At 32.4% G+C, this 13,070-nt stretch carries 17 protein-coding genes; all 17 read right to left on the bottom strand.

Annotated features, from left to right (window positions below; genetic code table 11):
• Window positions 1-4: 4 nt before the first annotated feature.
• The 17 genes from ACYQ19_RS05300 to ACYQ19_RS05220 all read right to left on the bottom strand — a co-directional run bounded on the left by ACYQ19_RS05300 (window position 5) and on the right by ACYQ19_RS05220 (window position 13,037).
• Window positions 5-688 carry a 5'-methylthioadenosine/adenosylhomocysteine nucleosidase gene (locus tag ACYQ19_RS05300; RefSeq protein WP_459978391.1) on the bottom strand — a complete coding sequence of 228 codons (684 nt, stop codon included), beginning with the start codon at window positions 686-688 and terminating at the stop codon, window positions 5-7.
• Window positions 689-706: 18 nt separating this feature from the next.
• Entirely contained in the window at window positions 707-1,447 is a 741-nt protein-coding gene (locus ACYQ19_RS05295) for a nitrilase-related carbon-nitrogen hydrolase (RefSeq protein WP_459978390.1), read from the bottom strand.
• A gap of 27 nt (window positions 1,448-1,474) precedes the next feature.
• Window positions 1,475-2,389, bottom strand: coding sequence for an ACP S-malonyltransferase (gene fabD, locus ACYQ19_RS05290; RefSeq protein WP_459978389.1), 915 nt, complete (start codon window positions 2,387-2,389; stop codon window positions 1,475-1,477).
• Window positions 2,390-2,597: 208 nt separating this feature from the next.
• A complete protein-coding gene (locus ACYQ19_RS05285; protein ID WP_459978388.1) occupies window positions 2,598-3,080 on the bottom strand; it encodes an FKBP-type peptidyl-prolyl cis-trans isomerase in 483 nt (160 codons plus the stop codon).
• A gap of 37 nt (window positions 3,081-3,117) precedes the next feature.
• Complete coding sequence (locus ACYQ19_RS05280; protein WP_459978387.1) at window positions 3,118-4,011, bottom strand: tetratricopeptide repeat protein; 894 nt, start codon at window positions 4,009-4,011, stop codon at window positions 3,118-3,120.
• Window positions 4,012-4,042: 31 nt separating this feature from the next.
• Window positions 4,043-4,639 (bottom strand): OmpA family protein, encoded by a 597-nt coding sequence (locus ACYQ19_RS05275; RefSeq protein ID WP_459978386.1) that lies wholly within the window; start codon window positions 4,637-4,639, stop codon window positions 4,043-4,045.
• 15 nt (window positions 4,640-4,654) lie between these two features.
• A complete protein-coding gene (gene tolB, locus ACYQ19_RS05270) occupies window positions 4,655-5,815 on the bottom strand; it encodes a Tol-Pal system protein TolB (RefSeq protein WP_459978385.1) in 1,161 nt (386 codons plus the stop codon).
• The gene (locus ACYQ19_RS05265; RefSeq protein ID WP_459978384.1) at window positions 5,808-6,422 is read right to left on the bottom strand and encodes a hypothetical protein; all 615 of its coding nucleotides are present in this window, start codon (window positions 6,420-6,422) and stop codon (window positions 5,808-5,810) included. The genes tolB and ACYQ19_RS05265 overlap by 8 nt, the downstream gene beginning before the upstream one ends.
• A 68-nt stretch (window positions 6,423-6,490) precedes the next feature.
• Window positions 6,491-6,868: an ExbD/TolR family protein gene (locus ACYQ19_RS05260; RefSeq protein ID WP_459978383.1), complete on the bottom strand. Its 378-nt coding sequence runs from the start codon at window positions 6,866-6,868 to the stop codon at window positions 6,491-6,493.
• The gene (locus tag ACYQ19_RS05255) at window positions 6,865-7,413 is read right to left on the bottom strand and encodes a MotA/TolQ/ExbB proton channel family protein (RefSeq protein WP_459978382.1); all 549 of its coding nucleotides are present in this window, start codon (window positions 7,411-7,413) and stop codon (window positions 6,865-6,867) included. Before ACYQ19_RS05255 ends, ACYQ19_RS05260 begins: the two co-directional genes overlap by 4 nt.
• A complete protein-coding gene (gene atpC, locus ACYQ19_RS05250; protein ID WP_459978381.1) occupies window positions 7,394-7,774 on the bottom strand; it encodes an ATP synthase F1 subunit epsilon in 381 nt (126 codons plus the stop codon). The genes ACYQ19_RS05255 and atpC overlap by 20 nt, the downstream gene beginning before the upstream one ends.
• Before the next feature lie 9 nt (window positions 7,775-7,783).
• Window positions 7,784-9,190 carry a F0F1 ATP synthase subunit beta gene (gene atpD, locus ACYQ19_RS05245; RefSeq protein WP_459978380.1) on the bottom strand — a complete coding sequence of 469 codons (1,407 nt, stop codon included), beginning with the start codon at window positions 9,188-9,190 and terminating at the stop codon, window positions 7,784-7,786.
• 9 nt (window positions 9,191-9,199) lie between these two features.
• On the bottom strand, window positions 9,200-10,078 hold the full coding sequence (gene atpG / locus ACYQ19_RS05240; RefSeq protein WP_459978379.1) for an ATP synthase F1 subunit gamma: 879 nt from the start codon (window positions 10,076-10,078) through the stop codon (window positions 9,200-9,202).
• Between the two features lie 3 nt (window positions 10,079-10,081).
• Window positions 10,082-11,581 carry a F0F1 ATP synthase subunit alpha gene (atpA, locus tag ACYQ19_RS05235; protein ID WP_459978378.1) on the bottom strand — a complete coding sequence of 500 codons (1,500 nt, stop codon included), beginning with the start codon at window positions 11,579-11,581 and terminating at the stop codon, window positions 10,082-10,084.
• A 15-nt stretch (window positions 11,582-11,596) separates the two neighbouring features.
• A complete protein-coding gene (locus ACYQ19_RS05230; protein WP_459978377.1) occupies window positions 11,597-12,112 on the bottom strand; it encodes a F0F1 ATP synthase subunit delta in 516 nt (171 codons plus the stop codon).
• Window positions 12,112-12,615 carry a F0F1 ATP synthase subunit B family protein gene (locus ACYQ19_RS05225; RefSeq protein ID WP_459978376.1) on the bottom strand — a complete coding sequence of 168 codons (504 nt, stop codon included), beginning with the start codon at window positions 12,613-12,615 and terminating at the stop codon, window positions 12,112-12,114. The genes ACYQ19_RS05230 and ACYQ19_RS05225 overlap by 1 nt, the downstream gene beginning before the upstream one ends.
• Entirely contained in the window at window positions 12,612-13,037 is a 426-nt protein-coding gene (locus ACYQ19_RS05220; protein ID WP_459978375.1) for a F0F1 ATP synthase subunit B family protein, read from the bottom strand. Before ACYQ19_RS05220 ends, ACYQ19_RS05225 begins: the two co-directional genes overlap by 4 nt.
• Between the last annotated feature and the right edge of the window lie 33 nt (window positions 13,038-13,070).

Below are 13,070 nucleotides of genomic sequence, written 5' to 3'. Positions count from 1 at the left end.
CTATTTATATTTCTTTAAGCATCTCAATTATAAATTTTGCGCTTACTTTACTCGATTCTTCCAAAAATTCGTCAAAATCCACCCCTGCACCCTCTTCCGCGGTGTCACTGATGGCTCTTAGCATAAAAAACGGCACCTGCTCATTCCAACAAACACATCCTACTGCCCCTCCTTCCATTTCAATGGCACTTGCACCAAAAACTTCCTTTATCCATTCTTTTCTTACTTTTGAATGAACAAACTGATCACCGCTTGCAATAATCCCTTTTTTAAGTTTTATATTAAGTTTATCAGCAACTTTTAAGGCGATATTGATAAGATTTATATCACAATCAAAAAATATTTCGCTCTCAGGAATAAATCCGTGCTTATATCCGAAAACGGTTAAATCCACGTCGTGTTGACATACATGAGTGGCCGTAATAAGGTCTCCTATTTTCAAATCTTCATCAACACCGCCTGCAACACCGCTGAATAGAAGTTTTTCTACGCCGAATTTTTCAATCATAATTGTAGCAGTTATTGAAGCGTTTACTTTTCCTATTTTGCTGTAAGCAAGAACTATGTTTTTATTTTGAAATTCAGCCAAATAAAACACATTGTTTGCGTGATTTATTTTTTCTTTTACATTCATATATTCTAAAATCGGTTCCAGTTCTTCAACCATAGCACATAAAATACCTATCATTATATTCCTTTGAAATTCTCAGTCTTTTCTTAAAAAATATTTTTGCGTTATTGTCAGATGGTGATTTAACTCACACTCTACAAGTTCTTCTTCAAAATAATCTGCTTTTACTTCAGTTTCGCCTTTTGGATTAATAACCCTGCTGCCTCCCCAAAACCCAAGTCCGTCTTCAAATCCCACGCGGTTACAAAATAATACATACGCCCCGCTTAAAATTGCCATCGATTTTAATAATGCTTCCCACTGCTCTTCTATCAACAATTTCCCTTCATCAAACTCTCTTGCAGGTGAAGCGGCTATTACAATTATTAAATCAGGCTTATTTTGAGAAACAAAATTTATAGCATCCCCGCTAAAAACATCTTCACATACAAACATTGCAGTTTTTCCGAATTTCGTATTAATTATTTGAAATTCATCCCCTTTAAAAAAAAACCTTCCTTCTTCAAATACGCCATATGTAGGAAGATGGACTTTATTGTGTATTTTTATGTTTTCATCAATATAAAGAGCGCTGTTAAAAATTTTTCCATCTTTCTTAATGGCAGCTCCCAATACTACATCTTTGGAAAAGGATATTTTTTTAAAATATTCAATATCAAAAGCGTCTTCCAAAAGAGCGTCTTTTATTTTATATCCATTCATACTGAGTTCCGGAAAAACTACTAAATCGGCATCGGTTTTTTCAATAAACTCTATATGTTTATCAATATTATCCGGACTTAATTTAGGCTTTATCTGAGCAAGTGCTATTTTCATATTTTTCTCCCTAAAAATCCAAACTTTTTATCCGTTTATTATATTTACAGCCTTTTCAAGACTTGCCATATCAGTTACAGGAAGTGTTTTTTTCTTTGTTATTTTCCTATTAATACCCATTAATACTTTACCTCCAAGCTCTACAAACATATCAGCTTCATTTTCATAATTTTTAATTGATTGTTTATAAAGAACCGGTTTAGTTAACTGAACAGGAAGCAGTTCAAGAGCTTCTGCTTTTGAGGAATATGCTTTTGCCGTTACATTGCTTATAACAGGTTTAAATTCATCTTTTAAATATTCATCCAATAACTCTTTTAAAGGAGCGCTTGCACTCTCAAGAAGAGGACAATGACTAGCAACACTCATATTTAAAAGCATTACCCTTTTAGCGCCTTTTTCTTTTAAAACAGGTTCTAACTTTTCAAGATCAACTCTCAGTCCTGCTAACACTAATTGTCCATCACTATTATAATTTGCAGGCCATACTTTAAGTCCGGAATTTTTACAAATATTTTCTATAGTCTCATCATCAAGACCTAAAACAACCATCATTGATCCAACTTTGTCACTGAAAGCCGCGTTCATAAGCTTTCCTCTTTCATGAACAAGCTTGATCGCATCAGCAAGATCTATAGCACCAGCAGAATAAAGCGCACTAAACTCACCTAAAGAATGCCCAAGAGAAAAAGCATATTTAAAATCAGTGTTCTTAAAAAGCTCATATGCTATTGCCGAATAAAGAAGTATTGCAGGCTGCGTGTATTCGGTTTTATTTATATCATCGTTTTCTTCAAACATTAATTTTTTAAAATCAACTTTAATTGCGTCACTTGCAATTTCAAACATCTCTTTTGCTTTATCACTTGATTCATAAAAATCTTTACCCATTCCTATAAATTGACTACCTTGTCCCGGAAAAAGCAAACCAATTTTCATCATTATCCTTTTTTATTAAAATTATATCATATATGAGTTATTCTAAATTTTTGGATTGAGAGCAAATTTAGGGCTTTTGATTTATACTATATTTGTATATTGATGATTTATTGTCCAACTTTTTACATATTTTTATTAGTCTGAAAATTAAAAGACAACTCTCTAAAATAGTGACAGACACTTCTATTTAGAATAAAAGAAAAAGGAAGCCTTAGTGGCATCCGCATCCAGTTCCGCATCCGCAGCCCTGAGCTTCGCCACCAGCCAATTCTTCTAAAGTAGCGTCTCTTTTAGTTACTACTTTTACGTCAAATGTTAAATCTTCACCAGCTAAAGGATGGTTATAATCGATAGTAACTTCTTTATCGTTAAAATCTTTAACTGTTACCGCAATAGTTTGTCCATCCGGAGATTGTCCGTAAAGAGTCATTCCTTTTTGAAGATCAATTCCTTCAAATTGCTCTCTTGGAAGAGTTTCGACCCATTCTTCATTTCTTTCACCATATGCTTCTTCAGCTTTAACTGTTATAGTTTTTTCTTCACCAACTTCCATACCCTCAACTTCTTTTTCAAGTCCAGGAATTATTTGCCCTTGTCCTGCGATAAATTCTAACGGAGCTTGTCCTTTATTAGAATCTACTACTTCACCTTTTGAATTTTTTACCGTATATTCAATTCCGTATACTTTTGCCATTGTAATCCTTTAAAATTTTACGCAGTATAACATATTCTTATAATTTTTCCAACTCTTTTTTTGCCAAAGTGGAATATTTCGATTTTGGAAAATCGTTTATAAGCTTTATAAAAGTAAGTTTGGCATTTTGCTTTTGATTGAGTTTTAAAAATGAAATACCGGTATGATATAAAAGTCTATCAGTAAATGATGTCTTTTTTGGATAAAGATTAATACTTTTTTTATAAAATGCTAGCGCTTCTTTATAATTTCCTTGCTTATAAGCTATTTCTCCCAAATAATATGAAGATGTTGCTGGTAAATATTTTTTCTCTAATGAATAAGCAAACAATTCTTTAGCTTTATTAAACTCTCCGTTATAAAAATATTTTTTAGCTTTATTAAAAGCGGCTTTAGGACTTAATTTTTTAGTGGGTGTATTTAATTTTTTAATTTGATTTAAAATTGTCTGTATTGAATTGCTTAAATTTTGAAAATTTTCATTTTGTATTTTTGTAATTTCTTCTATCGTTTTTTTTATGGCTTGATTTTGTTCTTCTAAAGTAGCTACTTTTTCTTCCAAATTTTTTATCCTATTTTTAATATCCGTTAAATTCGTATCCTGAAGCTGTTTTTTTAGCTTTTCAATTGAAAGTTTTGTAGAATCTATTTCACTCAGTATAGTATTAAATGAAGAAAGTTTATTGCTTAAATCAGAAATCGTTTGGTCATATTCAACAAATTTTTGAGCAAGTTTTGATTTAAAATCATCTAAATTTTTTTTCAACTTTACAATTAAATCACTATTTTTTTGAATATTTTTCTTATTTTGCAGTATAGCTTTTTCTTGAGGGGTTAAGCCGTAAGGATTAGGTGCATTTAAATCACCTGCTTTAAATGGATCTACATCCGCCAACAAAATTATCGGTAAAAGAAAAAAAAGTTTTTTCATACAATTCCTTTTTTAAGGAATTGTACCCTAATTATGGAAGATATGTAAAATTATCTCTTCTATTTAATCTCCAACACCATTTTGCGTGAGCTGTGCACACAGGATTTAACTCACCATAACTAATTATTGTAAGTTTTTTAGGATCAACACCCAGTTTAATTAATGCATCTTTTACGGCATTTGCTCTTTTTAAACCAAGTGCATAGTTATACTCTTCTGTTCCCCACTCATCACAATTACCTTCGATTCTAATTGTATAATTTGCCGGATTGCTTTTAATAAGTTCAGCTAATTTTTCAACTTTTGGCCATTGATCTGGTCTAATGTTATATTTGTCAAAATCAAAATATACTACAATATTTGCTAAATCTTTTGCAAATTTTTGATCAGCTGTTACACTGATTTTAGCTCCTTCACCAATAGTTTGTTCTTCAACATTAGCATTTTGTGTGCTTACACTTTCATTTTCATTAGTTGTAGCAGTAGTTGCTTCATTTCCCGTAGTTGTTTGTGCAGCTTGTGCTGATTGCTGAGTTTCATTTGCGTTTTCTAAACTCGGCTGCTTTGAACATCCTGTTATCATTAATAACGCCGCTAAACCAGTTGCAATAAGTAATTTTTTCTTCATTTTCTCTCCTTTATTTTACCAATCGAATGATTGTAATATTTTTGGCAACGGATAATAAAATACCTTGTTTTCATTTAATCGTATTATACCAATTTTTGAATAAAAATTTTCTCTTTTTATAAACATTATAGAATTTCCGTCAACAGAAAAATTAGGATAGCTATTTTGTCCTTTAAAAGTCAATCTTTTTAATGAATCATCTTTCTTATTAACTAAAAACAAGTTAAAAGTATTAGCTGAAAACTCATTACTTGTTTCTCTTGTGCTGATAACCAAATAATCTTTATAGGCATCTACGCCGACTTGGTTTTTTCCATGGTACAAAACTCTTTGAATCGTTCCGTTATTTATATCTTTACTAAAAATCATCGGCATTCCGTATCTGTCTGAAACAAATACTATTTTATCATTACCCCAAAATTTTCCGTTTACGTCAATACCTTGATATTTAGTAATTTTTTTAAGTTTTTTATTTAATACATCATATTCGTAAACGTCAGGTTGGCCCGTTGGTGCTAAAGTTAACAAAAGTTTGTCTTTTTTAACATCCGATACAATGAGTAACCCTTGAGATGTTAATATTTTTTCTCTTTTTCCGGTTCTTAAATTAAGTTTATAAAGAGTCGGAAGTCTTCCGAGTTTCGTATAATAAATAACATTTTGTTTTTCATCCGCCCATTTTGGAAAAATATTAAGCCCTCCGCTAATTATTTTCTTTTTATAAGAAAGCGTATAATCTGAAAGATAAATATTTGCCTGTTTTGGTGCTACAAGCATTGAATAAATAACTTTTCTAATTAAAAATTTTGCCTGTGGAAGTCCAAAATATTCATTTATGTCATATACAGCTTTATGAACCAAAAACGGAAAATATGCATAACTATTTGATTTATATATTTTTTCAACTTTTAAAATATTGTTTTCAAAATATTTAACTGAAAGTTTTTTATTTGAATAACTAAATTCAAATCTGTAAGTGGCATTATTCTCTTTATTGATTGTATAATTGAAATGATCTAAAACCGTTAAATCCATTTTAAGGATTTTTAACACATTTTTATCACCTGAATAAACAATATTGATTTTTGGCTTTTCATTAAAATATTTAGTAATTACTAGCTCATTTGCAAACAGAAAAAATGCCGTAAATAATAATAAAACTATTTTTTTAATCATTGCTTACCTTTGACTGGAATAATACCGTAATATTAAAATTTTTATCAAAATTAACTTTTTTAATTTCACTTATTAATTGGTTTTGCCTATCTTGCGGTAAATTACTATCCAAAATATTAACATAAACCTGACCATTTAAACTTTGTATGTTTATTTTAGCATAATCACTCGGAATTGTTGAAACATCATACCAAATAGAATACAGCTTTTGCGAAATAATGTCGTTTATTTCCTCTTTTGTCAGTTTTTTACCACTATTTTGCACAAAATTAACTTCTACACTTATTTTTTTAATCTTTTTAAGATTTCTCTCAATTCCTCTGAATCTGCTCATATCAAGCTGTTTTTTTTGAACTATTTTTTTTGTATCAACATTATAATTCACATTTTTAAAAATATCATTAAAACCGATATCTTTACCGCCATGCGTTACATTTGATTTTGATCCGCTTTTTTTAACTTTTTTTATACTTTTTTTAATTTTAGAAACCTGTGTTTTTTTTATTGATTTACTATTTTTTTTAGCCTGAGAGTTAATTTTTGCTTTTTTAGCAATTATTGCAGTATGAACATAAACTCTTTTTTCAGGTTTTTTTTTCGGAAACAAAAAAAACAGGAAAAAAACAACAATCAAACTATAAACAATTAAGGTTAATACAAAGGAAACAAGAAGCCTCATTTAGTAAGTAATCCTATTTGAGTAAATCCAAGTTTAACAACAGCTGCATATACGTTCATAAAAGTCTGATATTTTATGTTTTTATCTGCGGCAATATAAACAAGTGAGTTTTTATTGAAATTTCCATATTTTAAATTAAATTCCTCTAAAAAATTTTTCATTGGTATCTGCTCTTTGTTAACAATAACACTGCCGTCTTTTTTAATCGTAATAGTAATGGTAGGTTTTTTAGCTGCGGGTGTGGTTTTACTGCCTTGTGGTAAATTAACAGTTTTTTCTTGGTATGTGCTGACAGTTACTGAAACCATCAAAATTGCTAACAATACTAGCATGATATCCACAAAAGGAGTTATATTAAGTTCAGGTTTTTTCATTTGCTTAAATAAAAATCCTTTTGCATAGTTAATATACTAATTAAATCTTCCACTTTTTTACTGAGTATTTGATGAAACGAATAAGCAGGAACCGCTACGATAATACCTACAGCCGTTGCTACTAATGCATCTGCAATAGCTGGTGCAATCATATTAATAGTAGTAACACTTTGCATTGAAGAAAAGGCGCTAAGTATTCCTATTACTGTTCCAAACAAACCTATAAACGGAGCTGTAGAAGCCACAATCCCCAAAAATGTAATACCACCTTCGCCTTCTGTTTTTGCTGCTTGAATACATGCATCAAAAGTTAAAGAATTTATATTTTCACTTTTATCAATACATCTTTTTAAAGCAGAAACACCGGAAATATTACCACTCATTAATAACGCATTTAGAGACTCTTTTTCTTTTTTAATCCATGAAGTTAATGAAAAATATTTGTAGAAAAATATAAAAAACACAAAGAAAAGATAAATCCCAAGCCACCCTAAAACAACTATGTTTATAGGGTTACTTAAGATTTTAGAGATTTCTGGCAGCACTTTCTATCTTTGCCTCAACAGATGCAACTAAAACATCGCTGTTAGCCGCATCACGGATAAGTTTTTTAGCTTTTTCAATAGCCTCAGCAATATCACCAGCTTTTTCACCGGATACCGGCTGAGCACCATCTACTAAAACATTCACATGATCAGGCGTAACTTCAACATAACCTGAATTAATCGCAATAATCTCTTCAGATCCGTCTTCTTTTTTTATTGTGATAAGACCAGGCTGAAGAGTAGTCATTAAAGGTGCGTGTCCTTCAAGGACACCAAATTCACCTTCAATGCCAGGAAAGTATGCTTCTTTTACTTCCCCCTCGTATATTCTTCCAAGAGGTGTAACTATATCAAGTTTCATTTGTTTCCTTTAGCTTTGAGCCTTCATTTTTTCAGCTTTTTCTTTAGCTTCATCTAAATCACCTACCATGTAGAATGCGTTTTCAGGTAAGTCGTCAACTTTACCTTCAAGAATTTCTTTAAATCCTGCAATAGTTTTTTCAAGTTCTACGTATCTTCCGTCTGCACCTGTAAATACTTTCGCAACGAAGAACGGCTGTGATAAGAATTTCTCAATTTTTCTCGCACGTGCCACTGTTAATTTATCTTCTTCGCTTAATTCGTCCATACCAAGAATAGCAATAATATCTTGTAAATCTTTATATTTTTGTAATACTTCCTGAACTCCTCTTGCTACTTTGTAGTGTTCTTCACCAACGATTTGCGGATCAAGAATTCTACTTGTTGAATCAAGTGGATCAACTGCTGGATAAATACCTTTTTCAGCAATTTTTCTGTTAAGAACTGTTGTTGAATCCAAGTGTGCGAATACGCTTGCCGGTGCTGGGTCTGTTAAGTCGTCAGCAGGAACGTATACGGCTTGGATTGATGTGATACTTCCTTTTTTAGTTGAAGTAATTCTTTCTTGTAATTTACCCATTTCAGTTGCTAGTGTAGGCTGATAACCAACCGCACTTGGAATTCTTCCAAGAAGTGCTGACATTTCCGCACCTGCCTGAGCAAATCTGAATATGTTGTCGATGAACATAAGAACGTCTCTTCCTTCTTCGTCCCTGAAATATTCAGCCATTGTAAGACCAGTCATAGCAACCCTGTTTCTACATCCTGGAGGTTCGTTCATCTGACCGTAGCACAGTGCAACTTTGTCAAGAACGCCACTTTCTTTCATTTCATGGTAAAGGTCGTTACCTTCCCTTGTTCTTTCACCAACCCCAGCAAATACTGAATAACCGCTGTGTTTATAAGCAACGTTGTGGATAAGCTCCATAATAATAACCGTTTTACCAACTCCGGCACCACCAAATAGACCAGTCTTACCACCTTTCATATATGGACATAGAAGGTCTACAACTTTGATACCAGTTTCGAAAACTTCCATTTTAGTTGACTGCTCTTCAAACGGAGGAGCGTCTCTGTGGATTGACCATCTTGGCGTATCAGCAGGAACATCTTCACCGCCGTCAATTACATCACCTGTTACGTTGAAAATTCTTCCAAGAACAGCTTCACCTACTGGAACTTTAATAGGTGCACCAGTAGCCACAACTTTTTCTCCTCTTGTAAGACCATCAGTAAGGTCCATTGCAATTGTTCTAACGATATGATCACCAATTTGTGCCGCAACTTCTAATACAACTTTTTTCTTTTCACCTTCAGCTTCAAACTCCACATAAAGCGCTTCGTTTATCGCCGGAATATCTCCTTCAAATTCTACGTCAACAACCGGACCTAAAATTTGTAATACTTTACCTTCCATTTTACTCCTTTACTTTTTCATTGCTTCTATAGCAGTAACGATTTCAATTAATTCTCTTGTTACAGCTTCTTGTCTTGCTTTGTTAAATTCAAGTGTCAACTGATGAACCATTTCTTTTGCGTTATTAGTTGCAGCGTCCATTGCCTGCATTCTTGCGCTATGTTCCGCCGCTAATGAATCTAAAAGTGCATAATATAATGAATACTCAATATATTTTTTCACTAATGTCTCAAGAATTGTTTCATAGTCATTGTCTGGCTCTACTTCTAAAAATTCTTGAGAGTCATTTATATCTACTTCTATAGGAAGTAGTTCTTTTACATATACCTGTTGTGTAAGTTTATTAACATATCCGTTATGAATTGTAATTATATTATCGATTTCTTCATTTACGAAATCTTCATAACTTTTTTGTATGATTTCTGCTGCTTTTGCATAATCAGGTGCAGCACTTAGTCCTATTACTTCTTCATACATTTCAATACCAACGAATTTGAAATACTCAATAGCTTTTTTTCCGATTACTTTAAGTCTTATTTTAACTTTTTTCTCTTTAAGTTCTTCTATAAGTGCAATTGTTTGTTTTATTGTTTGAATATTAAATCCACCACACAGACCTTTGTCTGCTGTAATAACAATTACATCTACTTTTTCAACGTTATCGATTTTTGCAAATGCTCTAAGTTCAATCGATTCTTTTACACTTGCAAGCTTTGCTGATATTTCATGCATAACTTCATCAATTTTTCTTGCATATTCACGCGAGCGAAGAATTGCCTCTTCCGCCCTTTTTAATTTGGCGGTAGAAACAAGCTTCATCGCCCTTGTTGTTTTTTGAGTGTTTTTAACACTGCTTATTTTTTGTTTTAGCTCTTTTAAAGTTGCCATTTATTATCCTTCGAACCCAGCCTTAAACTCTTCTAATGCTTTTTTAAGTAGTTCTTCAGTTTCGTCGTCTAGTTTTTTCTTAGTTCTAATGCTTTCAAAAATCTGTGGATATTTAGTTTCAATAAACGGATATAGTTCATCTTCGAATCTTCTGATTGATTTTGTATCAATATCATCTAAATAACCTCTTGTTCCTGCATAAATGATTACTACTTGTTTTTCAACAGGTAGTGGTGAGTATGCTGGCTGTTTAAGGATTTCTACTAGTCTTTCACCTCTTTCAAGCTGTTTTCTACTTGCTTCGTCAAGGTCACTAGCAAACTGAGCAAATGCTTCAAGTTCTCTGAACTGCGCAAGGTCAAGTCTTAGGTTACCTGCAACTTGTTTCATTGCTTTAATCTGAGCTGCACCACCAACTCTCGATACAGAAAGACCAACGTTAATAGCAGGTCTGATACCTTTGTTGAAAAGGTTAGTTTCAAGGAAAATCTGACCGTCAGTAATTGAAATAACGTTTGTCGGAATATAAGCGGCAACGTCACCACCTTTAGTTTCAATAATAGGAAGTGCTGTTAAACTTCCTGCACCAAGTTCGTCATTAAGTTTAGCTGCTCTTTCAAGTAATCTACTGTGTAGATAGAATACATCCCCTGGATATGCTTCCCTTCCTGGAGGTCTTCTTAGAAGTAATGACATTTCTCTGTATGCGTCTGCATGTTTAGATAAATCATCGTAAACGATAAGAGCGTGTCTTCCGTTATCTCTGAAGTATTCACCCATTGTAACACCAGCATATGGCGCTAGGAATTTAAGTGAAGCTGCTTCAGATGCAGAAGCGTTTACAACGATTGTATAATCCATAGCTCCGTGTTCTTCAAGAATTCTAACGATGTTAGCAACAGTTGATTGTTTTTGACCTACTGCAACGTAAATACAGATTACATCTTCATTTTTTTGATTAAGAATAGTATCCAATGCAACAGTTGTTTTACCTGTTTGTCTATCCCCAATAATAAGCTCTCTTTGCCCTCTTCCGATTGGAACAAGTGCGTCAATTGCTTTGATACCTGTTTGAAGTGGCTCGTGAACAGATTTTCTAGCCATAATTCCAGGTGCTTTTTCTTCTACGTATCTATATTCAGTAGCTTCAATTGGACCTTTACCATCAATTGGTTCACCAAGTGCGTTTACTACTCTTCCGATTAATGCTTCACCTACTGGCACAGATATAAGTTTTCCAAGTCTTTTTACAGAACTACCTTCAGTAATATCTGTTCCTTTACCTAAAACAACCACACCAACATTATCAGCTTCAAGGTTGAATACTAAACCTTTTTCACCAGTTTCGAATTCAACCATCTCACCAGCCATTACATTAGTAAGACCGTAAACCTTAGCAATACCATCAGCTGAGTAAATTACTTTACCAACCTCTTCTACGTCTACTTTTAAGTCGTAGTTTTCAATTCTTTCCTTGATTATCGAAGTGATTTCTTGTACCACTTATACTCCTTTCTTTTAGATTGCTTTTAAAATATTGTTTATTAAATCATTTTTGATTTTGTCTTCACTAAGCGCAACTTCAACATTTAAGATATCAACGAACACTTTAATTCCGTTAATATCTTTTTTATCCAACGACAACTTAATCTCAGCATTAAACTTCTCGCTAAGTTTTGCTTCGATTTCTTTTAATGTAGATTCACTTATATTACCTTCAACTACACCAGCGTATCTATTAAAGTGTCTTGAAACTTTTTCATATAAAGATGTATGTATTTCTTTAAATAAATCTTCTCTTTTATTTTCAAGAATTATTCTTAAAAAGTTTAAAAATTTTGGATTATTATATTCTGCAATTTTTGACAAAACATCGATCTTTTCATCAATGTTTAAAAGTGGTGATTTAACAATTAAGATAAATTTTGGATCTTTGGCAACTAATGCGATTTTAGCTATTGCTTCATATGCCTTTGCAATTTCATCTTCGTTTAAAGACGCTAAAAAAGCTTTTGTATATTTTTCAACTATCATTATGCTACCTTTAATACAAGTTTAGCTGCATCTTCGCTTGTAAGATGTATGTCTTTTAATACATCTTCAAGAAATGCTTTAATTGCTTCTCTTTTTGCTTTTCTAATTTCAGCCAATTTTGCTTCTTCAAAATGTTTTTCCAGCATTTCAAGTTCAGCTTTTGTTTCCTCTAAAATTGAATTGTAAATATGTTCAGCTTCTTTTTTAGAATCTTCAACAATTTCCGCTGCTTTTATTTTAGCCTCTTCAAGTTTAGCTTTAAGCTCTTCTTTTTTAAGTTTCGCTTCTTTTAGTTTGTTTTCAACTTCTTGAAACTTGTTTGCAATTTCTTCTTTTCTGTTTCTAAAGAAAGTTATTGCTTTATTTCCAACTAAATACCAAAGAATTGCCGCAAAAATTAAAAAGTTTATCGTTCTTGCAACAATATCAGTTCCACCGCTTGCAGCTGCTTCACTAGCAAATGCAACAACGCTTAAAAACGCAACCAACAATGCTTTTTTCATGCCGCATTCCTTATTTTGTTTTCAACAAGATTTTTTATTTCATCTTTACTTCCACTAAGTTCAGCTATAATTTTCTCTTTTTCAGCCTGAATTTCTTTTGCAAGTTCTTCTTTAGCGGCTTCTATTTCCGCCATTCTTTTAGCTTTCATTTCAGCAGCTTCAGCCTGCGCTTTAGCTCTTGCTTCATCTCTAATAGCTTTAGCCTCTTTTTTTGCATCAGCTAAAATTCTTTGAATCTCTTCTTCTAACTCTTTTGAATCTTCAGAGTTAGCACTGATCATTTCAAGAGATTTTTTAAGCTTCTCTTCTCTTTCGTCCATAAATTTGACAATAGGATCGAACAACCACATTTTTAGTAATATCAGCGTAACCAGGAAAATACCGGCTTCTATGAGCATCACACCTATATTCAGGTCAAGCATTAATTCTCCTTTTTTTGGAATTTTAACATAAAT

Source organism: Nautilia lithotrophica (genome assembly GCF_054656815.1).
This window is presented reverse-complemented; position numbering and strand designations above follow the sequence as displayed.

Bases quoted from the DNA above. Each gene is read 5' to 3' on its own strand.
- ACYQ19_RS05280 (WP_459978387.1), bottom strand. From the start codon at position 4,011: ATGAAAAAACTTTTTTTTCTTTTACCGATAATTTTGTTGGCGGATGTA.
- atpC (WP_459978381.1), bottom strand. From the start codon at position 7,774: ATGAAACTTGATATAGTTACACCTCTTGGAAGAATATACGAGGGGGAA.
- ACYQ19_RS05225 (WP_459978376.1), bottom strand. From the start codon at position 12,615: ATGAAAAAAGCATTGTTGGTTGCGTTTTTAAGCGTTGTTGCATTTGCT.
- ACYQ19_RS05220 (WP_459978375.1), bottom strand. From the start codon at position 13,037: ATGCTTGACCTGAATATAGGTGTGATGCTCATAGAAGCCGGTATTTTC.
- tolB (WP_459978385.1), bottom strand. From the start codon at position 5,815: ATGATTAAAAAAATAGTTTTATTATTATTTACGGCATTTTTTCTGTTT.
- atpD (WP_459978380.1), bottom strand. From the start codon at position 9,190: ATGGAAGGTAAAGTATTACAAATTTTAGGTCCGGTTGTTGACGTAGAA.
- fabD (WP_459978389.1), bottom strand. From the start codon at position 2,389: ATGATGAAAATTGGTTTGCTTTTTCCGGGACAAGGTAGTCAATTTATA.
- atpG (WP_459978379.1), bottom strand. From the start codon at position 10,078: ATGGCAACTTTAAAAGAGCTAAAACAAAAAATAAGCAGTGTTAAAAAC.
- ACYQ19_RS05230 (WP_459978377.1), bottom strand. From the start codon at position 12,112: ATGATAGTTGAAAAATATACAAAAGCTTTTTTAGCGTCTTTAAACGAA.
- ACYQ19_RS05260 (WP_459978383.1), bottom strand. From the start codon at position 6,868: ATGAAAAAACCTGAACTTAATATAACTCCTTTTGTGGATATCATGCTA.
- ACYQ19_RS05300 (WP_459978391.1), bottom strand. From the start codon at position 688: ATGATAGGTATTTTATGTGCTATGGTTGAAGAACTGGAACCGATTTTA.
- ACYQ19_RS05275 (WP_459978386.1), bottom strand. From the start codon at position 4,639: ATGAAGAAAAAATTACTTATTGCAACTGGTTTAGCGGCGTTATTAATG.
- ACYQ19_RS05285 (WP_459978388.1), bottom strand. From the start codon at position 3,080: ATGGCAAAAGTATACGGAATTGAATATACGGTAAAAAATTCAAAAGGT.
- ACYQ19_RS05295 (WP_459978390.1), bottom strand. From the start codon at position 1,447: ATGAAAATAGCACTTGCTCAGATAAAGCCTAAATTAAGTCCGGATAAT.